Annotated in this window: 11 protein-coding genes; 4 read left to right on the top strand and 7 right to left on the bottom strand. The window is 60.7% G+C overall.

Annotation, left to right across the window (positions count from 1 at the left end; genetic code table 11):
• Positions 1–1034: 1034 nt before the first annotated feature.
• The 4 genes from NKJ78_RS18095 to NKJ78_RS18080 form a co-directional block, all read right to left on the bottom strand.
• Entirely contained in the window at positions 1035–3245 is a 2211-nt protein-coding gene (locus NKJ78_RS18095; protein ID WP_352562566.1) for a xanthine dehydrogenase family protein molybdopterin-binding subunit, read from the bottom strand.
• Positions 3246–3248: 3 nt separating this feature from the next.
• Positions 3249–3707: a (2Fe-2S)-binding protein gene (locus NKJ78_RS18090; RefSeq protein ID WP_352562565.1), complete on the bottom strand. Its 459-nt coding sequence runs from the start codon at positions 3705–3707 to the stop codon at positions 3249–3251.
• 1161 nt (positions 3708–4868) lie between these two features.
• Entirely contained in the window at positions 4869–5771 is a 903-nt protein-coding gene (locus NKJ78_RS18085; protein ID WP_352562564.1) for a dihydrodipicolinate synthase family protein, read from the bottom strand.
• Between the two features lie 52 nt (positions 5772–5823).
• Positions 5824–7056 carry a trans-sulfuration enzyme family protein gene (locus NKJ78_RS18080; protein WP_352562563.1) on the bottom strand — a complete coding sequence of 411 codons (1233 nt, stop codon included), beginning with the start codon at positions 7054–7056 and terminating at the stop codon, positions 5824–5826.
• 74 nt (positions 7057–7130) lie between these two features.
• Between NKJ78_RS18080 and pdxR the strand changes: the two genes are divergently transcribed.
• From pdxR to NKJ78_RS18060, 4 genes are all read left to right on the top strand, one after another.
• Complete coding sequence (pdxR, locus tag NKJ78_RS18075) at positions 7131–8636, top strand: MocR-like pyridoxine biosynthesis transcription factor PdxR (RefSeq protein ID WP_023697829.1); 1506 nt, start codon at positions 7131–7133, stop codon at positions 8634–8636.
• A 158-nt stretch (positions 8637–8794) separates the two neighbouring features.
• Complete coding sequence (locus tag NKJ78_RS18070; protein WP_352562599.1) at positions 8795–9286, top strand: MOSC domain-containing protein; 492 nt, start codon at positions 8795–8797, stop codon at positions 9284–9286.
• Positions 9287–9291: 5 nt separating this feature from the next.
• Positions 9292–10242, top strand: a complete 951-nt coding sequence (locus tag NKJ78_RS18065; protein WP_023697831.1) for a PDR/VanB family oxidoreductase — start codon at positions 9292–9294, stop codon at positions 10240–10242.
• A gap of 50 nt (positions 10243–10292) precedes the next feature.
• Positions 10293–12689: a transketolase gene (locus tag NKJ78_RS18060; protein ID WP_352562562.1), complete on the top strand. Its 2397-nt coding sequence runs from the start codon at positions 10293–10295 to the stop codon at positions 12687–12689.
• Positions 12690–12858: 169 nt separating this feature from the next.
• Here the strand turns inward: NKJ78_RS18060 and NKJ78_RS18055 are convergent, their stop codons facing one another.
• The 3 genes from NKJ78_RS18055 to gmd form a co-directional block, all read right to left on the bottom strand.
• A complete protein-coding gene (locus NKJ78_RS18055; protein WP_352562561.1) occupies positions 12859–14280 on the bottom strand; it encodes a phosphomannomutase in 1422 nt (473 codons plus the stop codon).
• Positions 14281–14620: 340 nt separating this feature from the next.
• Positions 14621–15565 (bottom strand): GDP-L-fucose synthase, encoded by a 945-nt coding sequence (gene fcl / locus NKJ78_RS18050; protein ID WP_352562560.1) that lies wholly within the window; start codon positions 15563–15565, stop codon positions 14621–14623.
• Entirely contained in the window at positions 15565–16635 is a 1071-nt protein-coding gene (gene gmd, locus NKJ78_RS18045; RefSeq protein ID WP_352562559.1) for a GDP-mannose 4,6-dehydratase, read from the bottom strand. The genes fcl and gmd overlap by 1 nt, the downstream gene beginning before the upstream one ends.
• Positions 16636–17342 lie beyond the last annotated feature (707 nt).

Raw genomic sequence — 17342 nt, 5'->3', positions numbered from 1 at the left:
CGGCATCGAAGAAAGCCTCATAAACGATCAATGAGATGCTTCGACTGTGACGCCTACAGTGCCATCACGCCGAGAGCTTGGCTGGATCATCCAATCCTGAGCGGCTGCTGACATGTATCCGGCGATGTCGTTTTCATCGGCAGAACCAACTTGCGATGCCGCCTGTTCTTGGGAAGGGCGGCCGTCGACGAATAACAGTACCGCCCCCGTGAACTGGCCCGATTTCATTCTCCGAAGCGACCATGGTCGCACCGCCCGACATTGTCGGCCAGTTGCAACTCACTTTCTCGGCACGACCTCCACTGCACGTCAGGGCGCATCGAAGATTTTCTCCTTTGGATTATACCTAAGGCAGCTTTCGTCACGCGTTAGAGCAGCGTGTGATTGGTGCGTGAGGCTCTTTTTTGTCCATGCACGATTCCGGAAGAGTGATGAAATCGATTGTTTTGATCAAAGTCATCCACGCTATGAATAACAGCCGCAGCACATGCGTTTTCAAAGCGCTTCAGGCTTCCCGGATGGCTACTCCGATGTGAAGCGCATGGCATTCCAAGCGCTCTGTCAACCAAACGATGAGTATCGGCGTCGACCCTCATTGCCTTCGTCTTCGCGACTCCGTGACAGCGGCTGGCATTGTGTTTGTAGGGCATCGGGCGAAGATCATGTCGATCGGTCATCTCGCCTGCCTATTGACAAACCCTTGAACAATGATCCACGCACCAGCGCGATTGTGATCACGAGCGCCTCTGAGCTCTGGAGGTTCGGTTTTCTGAGGGTTCCTGGGTCTCCGAAGCGATGGAGGTAGCTAGCCTTCCTGGTGCTATACGGTTGTGCTCTTCATGGAGTGGACGCATTTGCGTCTCGAAAGCGGTTCTTCAGTGGAACCGGCGCCAAGGCCCGTCTGTGGTCGTTCAGAACACGGGGTGCCGTCTCCAAACCGGATATTGGAGCAGGCAGCCGCCGGAATTTGACCCATGGAAATGAGCGCCTGTCAGGAGGCGTTCGAAAACGGCGCGATCTTCATCGCGGCTGTTTCATGGTGTCATTCCTGACATGTTCTTTATAATCGGCAGCTTGCGGATAGTCTTGCCCGTCGCCGCCCGTAGCGCGTTGGCGACGGCCGGGCCGATCGGCGGCACACCTGGCTCACCAACTCCCGTGGGCGGCTCCTCGGACGGCACAATGTGCACCTCGACTCGCGGCATCTGCTCGATCCTGAGCGGTGTATAGGTATCGTAGTTCTCTTGGTCTACGACACCGCCCTTCAGGGTCAGCTCCTCCTGGAGGATCGCACCTAGCCCGAATCCGATACCGCCCTCCATCTGAGCGCGAATCTGGTCAGGATTTATCGCGGTGCCGCAATCTACCGCGCAGACGACGCGGTCGACCTTGAAACCATTTTCATCGTTGAGGGTGATCTCCACCACATCGGCGACATAGGTCGAGAGGCTTTCATGCAGGGCCACGCCGCGGAAACGGCCTTCCGGCAGAGGCTTGTCCCAGCCTGCCTTCTCAGCAGCCACTTTAAGCACGGCGGCATGCCGTGGATGGTGACCGAGCATTGACAAGCGGAAGTCGACCGGGTCACGGTTCGCAGCGGCGGCGAGCTCATCGATCATGGTTTCCACCGCGTAAGCGGTGTGGGTGGAGCCTACCGAACGCCACCACAGCACCGGGATGTTCACGTCCGTGGTGGTCAGCTCGACCTTCAGGTTCGGGATCGCATAGGGCAGGTTGGTGGCGCCCTCTACGGAGGTTGGATCGATGCCGTTCTTGATCATCGCCGCAGAGGTCGAACCGCCCAAGACCGATTGACCCACGATGTGGTCATGGAGAGCGACGACATTGCCTTTCTTGTCGAGCCCCGCCTTGACTGCGTGCACATAGGCCGGCCGGTACCGCCCACCCCGCATGTCATTCTCGCGGGTCCACTGCACCTTCACTGGCTTGCCGCGTCCCAGTGCACGCGCTGTGGAAACAGCTTCGATAATGACATCTGCATCCAAGACCGCGCGGCGGCCGAAACTGCCGCCGGTCTTCATCACGTGCAGCCTCACCTTGTCCGGCGTGGTGCCGCCTACCTGAGCGGCAGCCGCCTGATAAAGGTCGGGCATCTGGTGTCCGCCCCAGACATCGATGGTGCCGTCTTCGTTGATTCGGGCGGCCGCGTTGAGTGGCTCAATCGAAGCATGGACAAGATAGGGGAATTCGTAGTGCCCCTCGATGATTTTCTCAGCACTGGCGAACGCTGCGGGAGTGTTACCGTCGTCGCGCGCGGTGGCCGCGCCCAGATCGTCTGCTGCCTTGTTGTATTCGGCCATGATCTCGGCCGTGCCGCGCTCTTCGGCCTTCTCCTCGTTCCAGGTCACCTCCACGAGGTCGCGGCCCTTCAGCGCCGTCCAGGTGTCCCTGCCAACCACGGCAAGGCCTCGCGGCGTCTGGACGACATCGACAATGCCGTCGAGTGCCTTGGCCTTGGTTGCGTCGAAGCTCTCGATCTCGGCGCCGAACTTCGGCGGATGGATCATAACGGCCGTCTGGAGTCCCTCCATCATGAGGTCGATCGTGTAGGTCTGCGCGCCGTTGGTCTTGCAGGCGGAATCGTAGCGCTTGAGGCTGTCCGATCCGATCTGGGCCCACTTGTCGCGCGGCTTTAGCGGCACGTCGTCGGGAACCGGCATTCCCGCTGCGGCTTCAGCCAGGTCACCGTAGCGCGCCTGCATCCCTGAGGCGTGCGACACGACCCCGGAAGCGACTTTGATCTCGCCGGCTGGCACGTCCCACCGCTGCGCCGCGGCCGCCACCAGCAAGGCCCGTGCGGCAGCACCCGCCTTGCGGTAGCGTTCCCACGACGAGCCCATCGACGTGGAGCCACCAGTTGCCTGTGCGGCCCCGCCCCAGGCGAGATTGCCGTAGAACGCGGTATTGCCATATCCGCCGACCACGTCCACCTGCGCCCAGTCGCCGTCGAGCTCTTCCATAACCAGGGTGGCGATGCCGAAATAGGAGCCTTGTCCCATCTCGAACTGCGAGGAGTGGATGATGATTCGGTTCTCCTTTGTGATCTCGACATAGGTCTGGAAGGGGTTCGCCGGAACCTTTGCAGGGGTCGTTTGTGCGATGTCGGGCGCGGCCAGCACTGGCCGGTAGCCCACTGCGAGGCCGCCGGTGGTAACGCCCGCGCCGACGAGGAACCAGCGGCGCGTGGGCCGCACGGCAGTATGCTTCGAGAGAAACTGCGACATGCCTCAAGTCTCCAGCCGGTTGGCGGTCTCGTGGATGGCCGCGCGGATGCGATGATAGGTGGCGCAGCGGCAGAGGTTGCCGCTCATCGCCGAATCAATATCATCGTCCGTCGGCTTAGGCGTTTCTGTAAGGAGGGCCACGGCCGACATGATCTGGCCAGACTGGCAATAGCCGCATTGAGGTACGTCGAACTCGGCCCACACGGCCTGGACCGTTTCGCCTATCTTGCCCGACACACCCTCAATGGTGGTGATCGAGACTCCTTCGATGTCGCCGACTGCGGTCTGGCACGAGCGCGTCGGCATGCCGTTAACGTGAACCGTGCAAGCGCCGCACTGGGCAAGCCCGCAACCGAATTTCGTTCCCGTGAGTCCGATGACGTCACGGACCGCCCAGAGCAGCGGCATCTCTGGATCGACGTCGAGTGTTCGCGCCTCGCCATTGAGGGTAAAAGCGACCATTGCTTGCTCTCCTTGTCCTGAGCTGGCTATCTCGTTGAGCCTCCGCCCGCCTGGCAACCGAGCTCTTGTTGCTGAGGCCTAGCGACCACACCGTAGGAACGCGCAGCTCAAGCAACAAGCCGCTAGGTTGGCGAGTTACGCGATCGTGAAGTGGGTCGTGTCGAAAGGCTGGAGGCAACTGAATGTCATTTTTGGGCGGACAGGCCGCTTTAGGCTGGGTTACACGAGACTGGACATTCGGGTCGTCGCGAACATCGGCCGCTGGTCGGCCGCGTCCGGCAGGGCCCTGATTGGCTACACGAAATGAAATGGGACTACTATCGATGGGGGCCTACCTCGACCCGCAACCTCCACGACTGGACCCTCAGGTTTCCGGCTATCGTCCCGGGCGGTGGCCGAGCTCGGCGCCTCGGACGCGTAATAGGCGGTGAGGCGTTCGTCGTTGACCAGAAGGCTTGTCGCGCATTCCCAGTCTTCAGCGGGCTCTTGGCCGCGGCGGGAGACGTCAGGACCATGCTTGCCGGCTTCGACCTGCTCAAGATCGACGGCGAGGGTCTTCGCGATCGGCCACTCGTCGATCGGCGCAAAGCGCTAGTTAACCTGCTGAGACGCCGCCAAACGGCATCGTTCTGAGCGACGAGATCAGCGGCGGCAGCGACATTCTCGCGCAAGTCTCCCAGTTCGGCCTCGATGGGCATCGTCTCCAAGCTGCGTGTCAGTCCATATCGATCCGGCCGGCGCCAAGAATGGGTGAGACAAAATGCGTGCTGAGTGATGAGTTCATCGTCATCGGCTGCGAACCCGGCAACAGTTACGGCGGTCGGGAAGCGTGCTCTGGCGAATGTCGAGGACGGAAATCTGGTGTTCGCCGGCGGCATTGGCACCGGCTTCAATGCGCGCACCGGGCCGGAAGTAAAGCGCCGGCTCGATGCCATTCCAATGGATAAACCACCGATTCCTAGTTTGAAGGCGAACGGTGCGGCATGGGCGGAGTGCCCTGCGCAGTCTGTACCTCCGCAGTCGATTGTCGAGTTCGAAGGGGGTGTGATTGGCGTCGAGACCGCTCCAGCCATGGCTATCAGCACGCCGAGTGCGTTGTTTTCGATCAGTTCTCGAAATGAGCGGGTAAATACCTTTCACTTGCCGAACGGGGTTTGCTGTTCACCGGCTGGCATCCGATGGCAAACCTTTCAACGCGGCGGCGATCTGGCGCTTCGATGCTGGGGGCAGAGGCAGGATGGGACGCGGGGGTTCGGCACTGCAAACGTCGAGCAATTCAGCGAGTGCATAGACGACGCGAAGGCTCGAGAACTCCTTGAAGAGGCTCCAGATCGGGACCAGCGCGGCATTGATCCGTCGCGCTTCGGCCGCATCGCCCTGTTGCGCCGCTGTGACGATCGTCATGCAGACCTCGGGCAGGATGCCCGCGAGGACGCTGTACCATGTGTCGGCGCCGGCGATCATGGCCTCGGCGGCGTTCCAGTCGCCGCTGTAACCAATCGAGAACCCTTCCGGCAGTGTGCGCCTCTGGGCGGTCAGGTGGTTCTTGATCGCATCGCTTTTGTCTGTCGGATTCTTGATGGCGACAATCCCAGCCACCTTTGCCAGGCGGCTGACAAGGGGTGGACTGAAATGGAAATGCGTCGTTCCTGGATTGTCGTAGACGACGATCGGCAGGCCACTTTCGCGCGCCACAGTGGAGAAATGATCGAACACCTCGTCATCAGTAAGCGGGGTGTAGGAGGCGGCGGCAAGCAAACCCGCAGCTGCTCCAAGGGCCTTGGCGTCTTGCGCGAGCCCCACGGCTTCATCGGTGCGCAGCGCGCCCACACCCACCACGACCGGCATTTGCCCCGCCGTTTGGTCCAAGGTCTCGGAGAGCGCCCGCCGCCGTTGCTCGCGCGACAGATAGATGTATGTGCCGGTGCTGCCGAGAAGACCGATGGAATCGACCTGAGCAATGCCAAGCCGAGCAATCAGCCTGCGCAGGGCAACGCTATCGACGCGGCCGTCACGATTGGTCGGGGTGATGGGGAACGCGGAAAGACCGCTCAGGAATGCCATGGCAAGGCTCCAGATCTATGTGTGAGCGCAGAGGTGGCCGCACGCCAGGTCATTACAAGACGTCCAAAGCCCGCCGCAGATCGGCGATCAGGTCATCAGCGTCTTCAAGCCCCACCGAGAGACGCATGAGATCCTCGCCGACTCCATCGGCCAAATGGGCATCCTTGCGGATCGGCTGCCGAGCACGGGTGAGGCTTGCTGGATGATAGATGAGGCTGTCGGCATCGCCGAGGCTGACGGCGCGAATGATCAGGTTGAGCCGGTCCATCATCCGGCGCGCTCCTTCGTATCCAGCGTGGAGGCCAAAGGCCAACATGCCCGATCCGTTGGACATCTGTTTTCGCGCCGTCACCTGATCAGGGTGCGAGTCGAGGAACGGATAACTCACAAATACCACCGCCGGGTGCGCTTCCAGCGCCCGAGCCACCGCAAGGGCTGTGGCGCTGTGCCGTTCCATACGCAGCGTCAGCGTCTTGAGACCGCGCAGGATTAGGAAAGCTGACATGGGCGAGAGCGCTGCGCCGGTGATGTAGCGCAGGCCCGTTTCATGCAGCGTACGGAGCGTCTGGGCGTCGCCGAGAAGCGCCCCGCCAAGGGCATCGCCATGACCATTGATGTACTTGGTCATCGAATGGAGCACGATGTCCGCCCCGTGCTCAAGCGGTCGCTGGAGCGCGGGCGAGGCGAAGGTGCTGTCGACTGCAACCCTTACACCGCGCGCGTGAGCGCGCTCGGCAATTGCCGCTATGTCGAGGATGCGGCTCAGCGGATTCACCGGCGTCTCGAAGAAAACCAGCCGCGTCCGCTCGGTGATCGCAGCATCGAGATTGTGAGGATTTGACAGATCGACCGCGACGACCTTGATGCCGAAGCGGGGGACCGCCTGTTCGACCATGGCAAGCGTGTTCGCATAAAGCGTCTTGTGGACGATGAGTTCATCGCCCTGGGACAGGAGCGACAGGATCAGAGTGCCGAAGGCCGCCATCCCCGAGGCAACAACCAGCCCTGCCTCGGCTCCTTCCAGATTCGCGAGCCGCTGCTCGAGGATCTCGGTCGTGGGATTGTATTCGCGCGCATAGAGCCTTCCACCAAGGGCGGCGGCGGCATCGTTTGCTGCCACGCTTTCGAACCCATAGGTTGACGTCAGGAACACTGGCGGCTGGACGGCATTGGAAAAGCCGGCCGGATCGTAGCCATGATGGATCGCCCGGGTGGCAAATCCGGGGCTGGTGCGGTTGAGCGACCCCGTGGGAGCATCGGTTTCGGATTGATGGGAGCTGGTCATTCGGCCTCTGCGATCTCTCTTGGGGTTCCGAAAGATTGACGGCAACCTGGCCAATGTGAAATATCCAGTTGGCGATGAAAGAGATGGTCCAGTCTTCAAGTGCCGGGTCTGCAGCGCGCTCGCACGCGATGGGTGCACGCCAGATATACGAAGCCCTTCGCGAGCAAATCCTCGGCGGCGTCTACGAAACCGGCAGTCAGTTGCCATCCTCCCGGGCCCTGGCAAATGACCTCGGCGTTTCGCGAACCACGGTGACGGTCGCCTATGAACAACTGGCTGCGGAGGGTTTCATCGAAGTCCGTCAAGGCGCACGACCTCGCGTTGCGTCTTCGTTGATGGGCCATGGGACGGGGCGCACTCACGCGCAACGGGTCGGCCCAATCCACCTGTCCGCATATGGCGAGCGGCTGCGCGCGACGTCACCCTGGCCAGATTATCTGCCGACTGGGCTGAAGGTCGAGTTCCGCTATGGCGACCTCGCGCCGTCGGATTTCCCTTCATTGGTCTGGAAACGCGCGATGAACGAGGCGATGGGGCAGCGCCCGCTGCGTCTTGCCTATGACGATCCTCGCGGCTCGCGCCGGCTTCGCCAGGCGCTTCAGGGCTATCTCTGGCGCGCCCGGACCCTGAGCTGCGACCTCGACCAGATCATAGTTGTGAACGGTTCGCAGCAGGGCCTTGATCTGTGCGCGCGCCTGCTTCTCGATCCCGCCGACCGTTTCGTCATCGAGGATCCGTGCTACAGGATGGCGCGTCAGGTCTTTGCCAGTACGGGTGCCTCACCCATCCCGGTCATCGTCGACGAAGACGGGATGAGGACCGAGTTGCTAGCGGGGATCGGAGCACGACTGGCTTATGTGACGCCATCGCATCAGTTTCCGCTGGGCGGCGTCATGCCGATCGCGCGCCGCCATCAGCTTCTGAAATGGGCGCGGCACAACAACGCCTATGTGATCGAGGACGACTACGACAGCGAATATCGCTACGACATCAATCCGGTCCCTCCGCTGCACAGTCTCGAGGACCACGGGGCTGTCATCTACCTCGGCACGATCTCCAAAACGCTCTCGCCGATGCTGCGCATCGGCTACCTCGTCGTCCCGCCCGAATTGCAGGAGGTCTTCGCAACCGCCAAACAATTCGCAGACCGGCATTCGCCGGTCGCTGAACAGGAAGCGCTGGCATCGTTGATCGAGAGCGGCGGCTACGAAAGCCATGTGCGCCGTGTGCGCAGGCTGAATGGCGAGCGTCGGGAAACGTTGTTGGGTGCCTTGCAGCACAGCTTCGGGGATCGCATCACTGTCCAGGGAGCAGATGCGGGACTGCACGTCGCGGTTTGGTTCAATGACCTGCCACGATCGCGGGAAACGGCCTTGGTCGAATCCGCCCGCGACGCTGGCCTGGGGCTACACCTGATCTCGCCGCTCTACGAACGGCCATCGGACGAAGGCCGCACCGATCGCGTCGGACTTGTCATGGGCTATGCCGCCTTGAGCATTCGGCAGATCGGGAAGGGCGTTGAGGTCCTGCGAGAGGTTGTCAAGCAGGTGCAAGACGCGATGCCGGCGCGGAACAACTGAGCCGGGGCGACGCCGAAAGCTGGCGCTGAAAACGGTCCGAGGGCCCCCCGTATTTCTTTCCAAACAGCCAACTGGACCGGGAAAATGCCATGCAACTGGCGCTGTTGATCAGGCCAGTTTTGCAGCAGGTTTCCACGGACGAATTTCGGAGAGCGATGATGACCTGGCGAGGAAAGCTGCTTCACGTCCATATCGCGCCTGCCGCCTCCTATGAAATGGAGGAGCTGGCGCAGGCGCAGCTTATTGCCGGCCAAGGCATTGTCGGAGACCGCTACTACCTGGGGACGGGGACCTATTCCGCGCGTCCTGACGTTCGCGAAGTGACGCTGATCGAAGCTGAAGTCATGGACGCCATCGCGCAGGGCGAACCCAGAATTCCGGGCTTCAAGGCCAAGCTCGCACCCGAAGATCACCGGCGCAATCTGACGACACGAGGCGTTCCGCTTAGCCATCTTGTCGGCAAACGCTTCCGGGTCGGGGAAACGATTCTCAGGGCCGCCCGGATGAATGTGCCGTGCAAGTATATCGAGGAGTTGCTCGGGCTTCCGGGTCTCTACGAGGGGCTTCTGAACCGCTCCGGCCTGAACTGCACAATCGAGGTCGGGGGCGTGATCCGCCCCGGTGATCTGATCTTGCCCATCGACGAGTGAACGCCATGGCCTCGCCGCGCATCATCATGAAGCTGACCGTGACCGCCGCCCGCAAGGAGCCGGGCGACGTGCTGGTCATCGACCTGAAACACCCACGCAAACCTGTGCTGCCGGCGTTCGAAGCGGGTTCTCACGTCGACGTCCATCTGCCTGAAGGGAAGGTGCGTCAGTATTCACTTTGCGGCGACCCGACCGAGCTTGGCCGCTACACCATCGCGGTGAAGCGCGAGAATGACGGCCGTGGCGGCTCGGCGTGGATCCACGAAACCATTGCCGTCGGCTCCACACTGCCTGTCTCCGCGCCACGCAACCATTTTGCGCTCAAGCCAGGCGAGGGGCCGACTTTGCTGCTGGCAGGGGGAATCGGGATCACCCCGATTCTGGCCATGGCGCGCGCGCTCACCCGGCAGGCCAAGCCCTTCGAGTTGCACTATTTCACCCGCAGCCGGGCGCTCACGCCACTCTTGGCGGCGATCGGGAGCGATCTTCCTGGCGGCAATGTGCGGATCCATTTCGACGACGAGCCTCAGACCCGGCAGAACATCGCCGCGCTGCTGGCGAACCGTTCGGACGACGCGCAGACATACTACTGCGGACCGCCTGGCTTCATGGCGGTTGTGGGGCGCGCGGCTCAACACTGGCCCGAGGGTACTGTTCATTTCGAAACTTTCCAGCCTCCCGAGTTTGATGGCGCGCCACCGGAACCATTCGTCATAGAACTGGCTGAGGGCAGGGTGGTTGAGGTTTCGGCTGAGACCACGGCACTGGCCGCCTTGCGTGCGGCCGGTGTGCCGTTGATGGCCTCGTGTGAGAACGGGGTGTGCGGGACCTGCGAATGCGCAATGCTGGCGGGACAGCCGATCCATCGGGATGCCGTCCTGTCCAAGGAGGCACGCGGCCACCGCTTCATCCCCTGCGTGTCGCGCGCGACAGGTGTGTTGAAACTCGATCTTTGACCATTTGGGCGGGGTCCTGTGAGACCGGCAGCTGATTTGCGGGGAACTGAATGACGAGGAAACTGGAATATCTGCACGAGATCGAGCGCTGCGTCTCCTGGCTCGCAGCCTGGACGATCCACCACGCCAACCACGTCCGCGAGGGCGATGAGATCAAGGTCGGGGGGCATCAGGCCTCGTCCGCGTCGCTGAGTACCATCATGACCGCGCTCTACGGTTCGGTCCTGCGCCCGCAGGATCGGGTGGCGGTCAAACCCCATGCGGCGCCGATCTTCCATGCACTTCAGTATCTGGCGGGCAACCAGACCCACGAAAAGCTCATGAACTTCCGCGGCTACAAGGGCGCGCAGAGCTACCCTTCGCGGACGAAGGATGTCGACGATGTCGACTTCTCGACCGGGTCGGTGGGTCTCGGCGTTGCTCAGACGCTGTTCTCGTCGCTGGTGCAGGACTACGTCTCGGGTCACGGCTGGATGAAGGAGCGTGCCGAGGGCCGAATGGTCAGCCTGATCGGCGACGCCGAGATGGATGAGGGCAACATCTACGAGGCCCTGATCGAAGGCTGGAAGCACGGGCTCAGGAACTGCTGGTGGGTGGTCGACTACAATCGCCAGTCGCTCGACGCCGTGATCCGGGAGGGCCTCTGGCAGCGTTTCGAGCAGATTTTTCGCAACTTCGGCTGGGACGTGATGGTCCTGCGCCACGGGGCTCTGCAAGAGGCTGCCTTTGCCGAGCCGGGGGGCGAGAAGCTGCTCGAGTGGATAGAGCGCTGTCCGAACCAGCTCTATTCGGCGCTGACCTTCCAAGGGGGTGCTGCCTGGCGCAAGCGGCTGCTCGACGAGATCGGAGACCAAGGGCCGGTCACCACTCTGATCGAACGCCGCTCCGACGACGAGTTGCAGGCGTTGATGACGAACCTTGGCGGGCATGACATGCCGAGCCTCCTCGAAGCCTTCGAGGCGGCGTCCAGGCATGACCGTCCCGTCTGCTTCATCTGTTACACCATCAAGGGCTACGGTCTGCCGCTTGCCGGACACAAGGACAACCACGCGGGGCAGATGACGCCCACGCAGATGGAAGACTACCGCCTGCAAATGGGCGTAAAGCGGGGTGAGGAGTGGGACAAATGGGCGGCCGCCACCTTGCCGGAAGCGGAACTTGACGCCTTCTTCGCAAAGGCGCCGTTCTTCAGTGAGGGGCATAGGAGGCTGTCTGCGCCGCCGGTGCCGGTGCCTGAAACCCTTCCGTCACCGGGGCAGCCCGGCAAGCCGCTCTCGACCCAGATGGGGTTCGGCCAGATCCTGAACGACATCGCACGCGAGCGCAGCCTGCTTGCCGACCGCATTGTCACCACCTCGCCCGATGTGACGGTCTCGACCAATCTCGGTGGCTGGGTCAACCGGCGCGGCCTTTTCGCCCGGGAGACCATGGCGGACACCTTCAAGGCCGAACGCATTCCGTCGACCTTTACCTGGGAATTTGGGCCGAACGGGCAGCACCTCGAGCTCGGGATCGCCGAGTCGAACCTGATGATCATGCTCGGGGCGCTCGGTCTCTCGCACTCGATCAATGGCGTGCGCCTGCTGCCGATCGGGACAGTCTATGATCCCTTCATCTACCGATCGGCCGACCAGCTAAACTACGCCTGCTATCAGGATGCGCGCTTCATGCTGGTCGCAACGCCCTCGGGCGTGACGCTAGCGCCCGAGGGCGGAGCACACCAGTCGATCGGCACCCCATTGATCGGCATGGCGCAGGATGGGCTTTGCGCCTTCGAACCGGCCTTCGTCGACGAACTGTCCGTGATCATGCGCTTTGCCTTCGATTACATGCAACGTAATGGCGAGGGGGATCCGGATGAGACGACGTGGCTGCGTGATCAGACCGGAGGATCGGTCTATCTTCGCCTGTCAACCCGGCCGCTCGAGCAGCCGCTGCGCGACATGAACCCGGCGCTCGCGCGGGACATCGTCAATGGCGCCTATTGGCTGCGTCCGCCTGGGCCCAACGCGAGTGTCGTCATTGCTTATCAAGGCGTCGTCGCGCCGGAGGCGATTGCCGCGACGGGTCTTCTGGCGGAGGACCGGCGCGATGTCGGGCTGCTCGCGATCACCTCCGCGGACCGGCTTAATGCGGGCTGGCAGGCGGCGGAACGTGCCCGGCAGCGTGGCGCGATTGGCGCCCTGAGTCATATCGAGCGGCTGCTCGCGCCGCTATCGCGTGACTGCGGCATCGTCACCGTGATCGACGGCCACCCGGCGACGCTCGCGTGGCTCGGTGGGGTTAACGGGCATCGCGTGAAGGCGCTCGGGGTCGAGCAGTTCGGCCAGACGGGGACTATTGCGGACCTATACCGTCACCACGGCCTGGACACCAACGCCATCGTACATGCGGCGCAGGCGGTCAGTGCGGGACCGGCTGTTCGCTACCGGAAGGCGCTGCCTTGACCATGAGCTACCGGATGCTCCGTGGCTGGTACGGATCGGCTGTTTCCACGGGCGTTCCGGTTCGCTTCAAAGCGGACAGGGGCCGGGACACTGTGGACGTTCTGATCGCGCTTGAGTAGCTTGTGCGACCTGGAGGGTCACCTGGAATACGCAGGGAGGCGGCTTTTATTTAGCCTTGCGTCCAATTACGAATTCGATTCAATCCAGTCCGGAGCAAAAGCTCCGCGTCCTCCCGATTTTCGGCTTCGACGTAGCACCGCATTTCCGGGGCATTTCCGGATGGTCGCAAATGCAAGACACGCTTATCCGCGAGAGTGATACGAAGTCCGTCAACATCGCTAACCTTGCTTACCACTCCAATCGACCCGACGAAGGCGGCGATGTTAGTTTCCGCTGTACGAAGGTATGTCATGAGGCGAGTGCTGCTTTCGACGGAAAAATTTTCCAAGCGATCCGCCGCCGCCGCCGGCAATTGAAAGGAACTGCCAATCTCCGACAGTGGCTGCCCACTTGTATTAACAAGGGAAAGTGCCGCCAGGATGGGGAGAAAACTGTCGCGTGTAGGTAGCGCTGGCAGTTTAGTTCCGTTCGGGTCAAAGTCCGTGCCGGTCAACAAACCACCGTTTGCTTCGAAACCAACCACGCGCTCGTGACCCGACGCAACCAAATCGAGCATGGCAGCAATAACAAATGGCGATCCAACCTTGGTACGCACGACTTTAAAAGAACCTGCGGTCTCGATACCAGAGTTTGATGTGACCGGCGTGACGACTGCCTTCGCTTGCAGGAAGTTCGCCGTAATCAGGCCTAACAAATCACCGCGAAGGGGGTCTCCATGGTCGTCAGCTACCAGTGGGCGGTCACCATCGCCATCTGCCGAGACGACCGCATCAAGCCGATGCTCTTTGGCCCAGAGCTTGAACTGTTGAGCAGTCTCGTCAGAGACCGCTTCAGTGTCGACAGGAATGAAAACTTCCGAACGTCCCAGGGTTACGACCGTCGCACAGTGATATGAGAGAATGTCAACCAAGAGATCGCGCGCGACTGTGCTGTGCTGATATACGCCCACCGTTAAGCCCTTTAGAGCATTAATCTCCATAAGCTTTCGATTGCGCGCCATGAACAAGGCCTTGCATTCGGCCTCCCGGTGCTGCCGACGTGCAACAGCACCTTCAAGGACGTATCCGCGCTTCTCCAACTGCAAGGCGATGCGCGTTATCTCCCGCTCATCACCTTTGTCGATCTCACCGTCGGGTCGATAGAATTTTATTCCATTACGGTCGGCCGGAATGTGCGAGCCTGTGATCATCAAACAACCACTCTTACGCGCCTGAGCATACAGTGCCAGGGCAGGGGTGGGGACTGCGCCGCAATCGACCACGATGAAGCCGAGCGCGGACAGCGCCGCCGCACAGACGGCGGCGATGGCCGGACTCGAGGCGCGAAAGTCGCGCCCTATGAGTATCTCGTCGCCAATTCTGGCCAGGCCGGATTCCAACAGGAATGTCGCGAATGCCGTTGCATATAGGGCAGAGGCGGCTCCTGCCAATTCTGTCGCTAGGCCCCGTAATCCACTTGTTCCGAAATTCATACCTAGTCCGACGTTGCTGACCGTGTTTTTACTCAAACCTTGGCCTGTTCGGAATGCCTACCGACAAATGCCTGCGATAAAAACAGAAGTACATTTCGTTACCATTGACGGGTTCGGTTCTCGACGGCTACGCTTTTGTGAGGATTGATGCGGTCGGCGTCAGCGAGGGCAGCGCACCGTGACATTCACGGCGACGATTCGGGCGGATGGCGCTGAGGTCCGGCAGGGCCTCCTCGCCGCTGCCTCACATGAATGCTCGCCAATCGAGTTGTCTCCGTCCCAATTCATGCTCTGGGTCGCAAAAGCGCCACAGGCCTGAGATGCAGCAAATCCTCATTGTCTATCGCCGTTCGGTGTAGCTGCCGTTCAGAAATGCATGATAGGCACTCTCGATGCCTTCCATGAGACTGATCTTTGCCGCCCATCCCAAAGTGCGCAGCTTGTCGACGCTCATCAGCTTTCGCGGTGTGCCGTCGGGTTTAGAGTTATCATGCACGATCTCCCCAGTAAATCCGACTACACCGCAGATCATTCTGGTCAGCTCTAGGATCGTGATGTCCTGTCCGTAGCCGAGATTGACGTGGTCATGGCCAGAGTAGTTCTTCAGAAGGAAGACTAATGCGTCGGCGCAGTCGTCCACGTGCATGAATTCCCGGCGTGGTGTGCCCGTGCCCCAGATGGTGATTTGCTTATCACTTATGAGCTTAGCTTCATGCGCTTTCCGGATCAGCGCTGGAATGACGTGGCCTGACTGCAAGTCATAATTGTCACCTGGCCCGTAGAGATTCGTCGGCATAGCCGAGATGTAGTCGCGGCCATATTGCTGACGATAGGCTTGAGCCAGTTTGATGCCGGTGATCTTGGCGACGGCGTACCATTCGTTGGTTCGCTCTAGTGGCCCGGTCAAGAGCGCGTTCTCAGGAATCGGCTGGGGTGCCATCTTCGGATAGATGCAAGACGAGCCGAGGAAGAGGACGCGGTCGACATTGTTATCGTGGGCTGCCGCGAAGATATTGGACTCGATCACCAGATTGTCGTAAAGAAAGTCGACCGGATAGGTAGAGTTCGCGAGAATACCGCCTACCTTTGCCGCCGCCATGACAATAGCGTCCGGTTTCGTCACTGCCACGAAGTTCTCGACCTCAGTCTGTCGCTTGAGATCTAGCTCTTCCCGAGGGGCGGCCACAACTTTGCAGTCTTCAGACGCGAGGCGGCGTACAACAGCGCTGCCTACCATACCTTTGTGGCCCGCGACCCACACGGTTTTTCCCTTCAGATCATACATTACGCTTCCTTCATTATTACCGATGTCTGCATGACCTTTAGGTCTTCCCGGACCATTTCCGCGGCAAGCTCGCGCACGGATGTCTCATGCACCCAACCGAGCTTCTCCTTCGCCTTGGTAGCGTCACCCAGGAGAAGATCGACTTCCGTGGGGCGGAAGTAGCGTGGGTCTACTTGGACTAGGCATCTGCCGGTCTCTACATCATAGCCCTTTTCGTCGACTCCCTGGCCACGCCATTCGATCTCGACGCCGACATCTTCGAAGACCCACTCGACGAATTGGCGGACAGGGGTCGTTTTACCCGTAGCCAGCACGTAATCATCCGGTTGATCCTGCTGCATCATCATCCACATACCTCGCACGTACTCACGCGCATGGCCCCAATCGCGTTGAGCATCGAGATTGCCGAGATAAAGCTTGTCCTGCTTGCCCAGGTAGATAGCAGCGGCAGCGCGTGTGATCTTGCGCGTCACAAAAGTTTCGCCACGAAGGGGGCTTTCGTGATTAAAAAGAATGCCGTTGGAAGCGTGCATACCATAGCCCTCGCGATAATTGACGACCATCCAGTAGGCGTAGAGCTTGGCGGCGGCGTAAGGGCTGCGCGGATAAAAGGGCGTCGTTTCGTTCTGCGGTACGGACTGCACGAGGCCGTATAGCTCTGAAGTCGAGGCTTGATAGAAGCGGGTCTTGTCCGTCAGACCGAGGAGGCGAATCGCCTCAAGAAGTCGCAATGTACCGATACCGTCCGCGTTCGCTGTGTACTCAGGTGTTTCGAACGACACCTGGACATGGCTCTGAGCAGCCAAGTTGTAAATTTCATCTGGCTGAGATTCCTGAACCACGCGGATGAGGTTAGTCGAATCAGTGAGATCACCGTAATGCAAGACTAGGCGCGGATCGGATTCGTGCGGGTCTTGGTAGACGTCTTCGATACGACCCGTGTTGAAGGAAGAGGAACGTCGCTTAATCCCATGAACGACGTAGCCTTTTTTGAGAAGAAGACGGGCAAGATAGGCACCATCCTGTCCAGTTATGCCCGTAATAAGAGCAACTTTCCTGCTATCACCCATTCTATTCCTGCTCTATTAAAGTTTAAAGTTTCGGCTTCGGCTCGCCACGCCGACACAATGTGCGGCCCGCCCCTTGCTCTATGGAGCACTTCGACAGATGCGGCGCGCGGCTCGTCATTGACAGTCCGCCAGCCGAGCACACCTGCTCTTGCTTGGAGTCACAGCAAAATAGAGTTGCGCCGCTAACCTGACGGATTCGTACATGCGGTCAGAGTGCCGCTCAGCTCACGCCGTGAGCGACTGTACTCCAAGCACCTTGCAGCTGATTTGCTCATCTATCAGCGAGTGAGGACGCCTTTCTTTCTTGCTTCAGCGTCTTCTAATGGGAATTGTTTGGATCAGTGAAATCGATTGTTTGGATAAAGTGCATCCACAGAATGGATGGTCTGACCGAGCAGCGAGAGCGCATCGCCGGCCCGGAGTCGGAGGCGCGAGCTTCCGTTCGGAGCGAGGACAAAGTTCGTGGCCCCGAGCCCTCACCACAGCATCCGGCACAGGTCGTGCAGAACTTTGGGAGCCGACTGCAGATTCTGTCGATCAGCTGGCTCCAGGCGCGTCGAGCCGTCGACCTCATCTCGCCCGGTACCGGTTGCTGTATGCAGCCTTGCACCTTGGCGTACGGCGTCGACGGAATGATTTGCTTCGGCAGGCAGTGTCGCAGCGTTTCCCGGCTGTTTCGGCTCTATTGGCCGGGCCCGCGTCAGCCG

It is taken from the genome of Mesorhizobium sp. M0037 (genome assembly GCF_040323635.1).
Lineage (GTDB): Bacteria > Pseudomonadota > Alphaproteobacteria > Rhizobiales > Rhizobiaceae > Mesorhizobium.
This window is presented reverse-complemented; position numbering and strand designations above follow the sequence as displayed.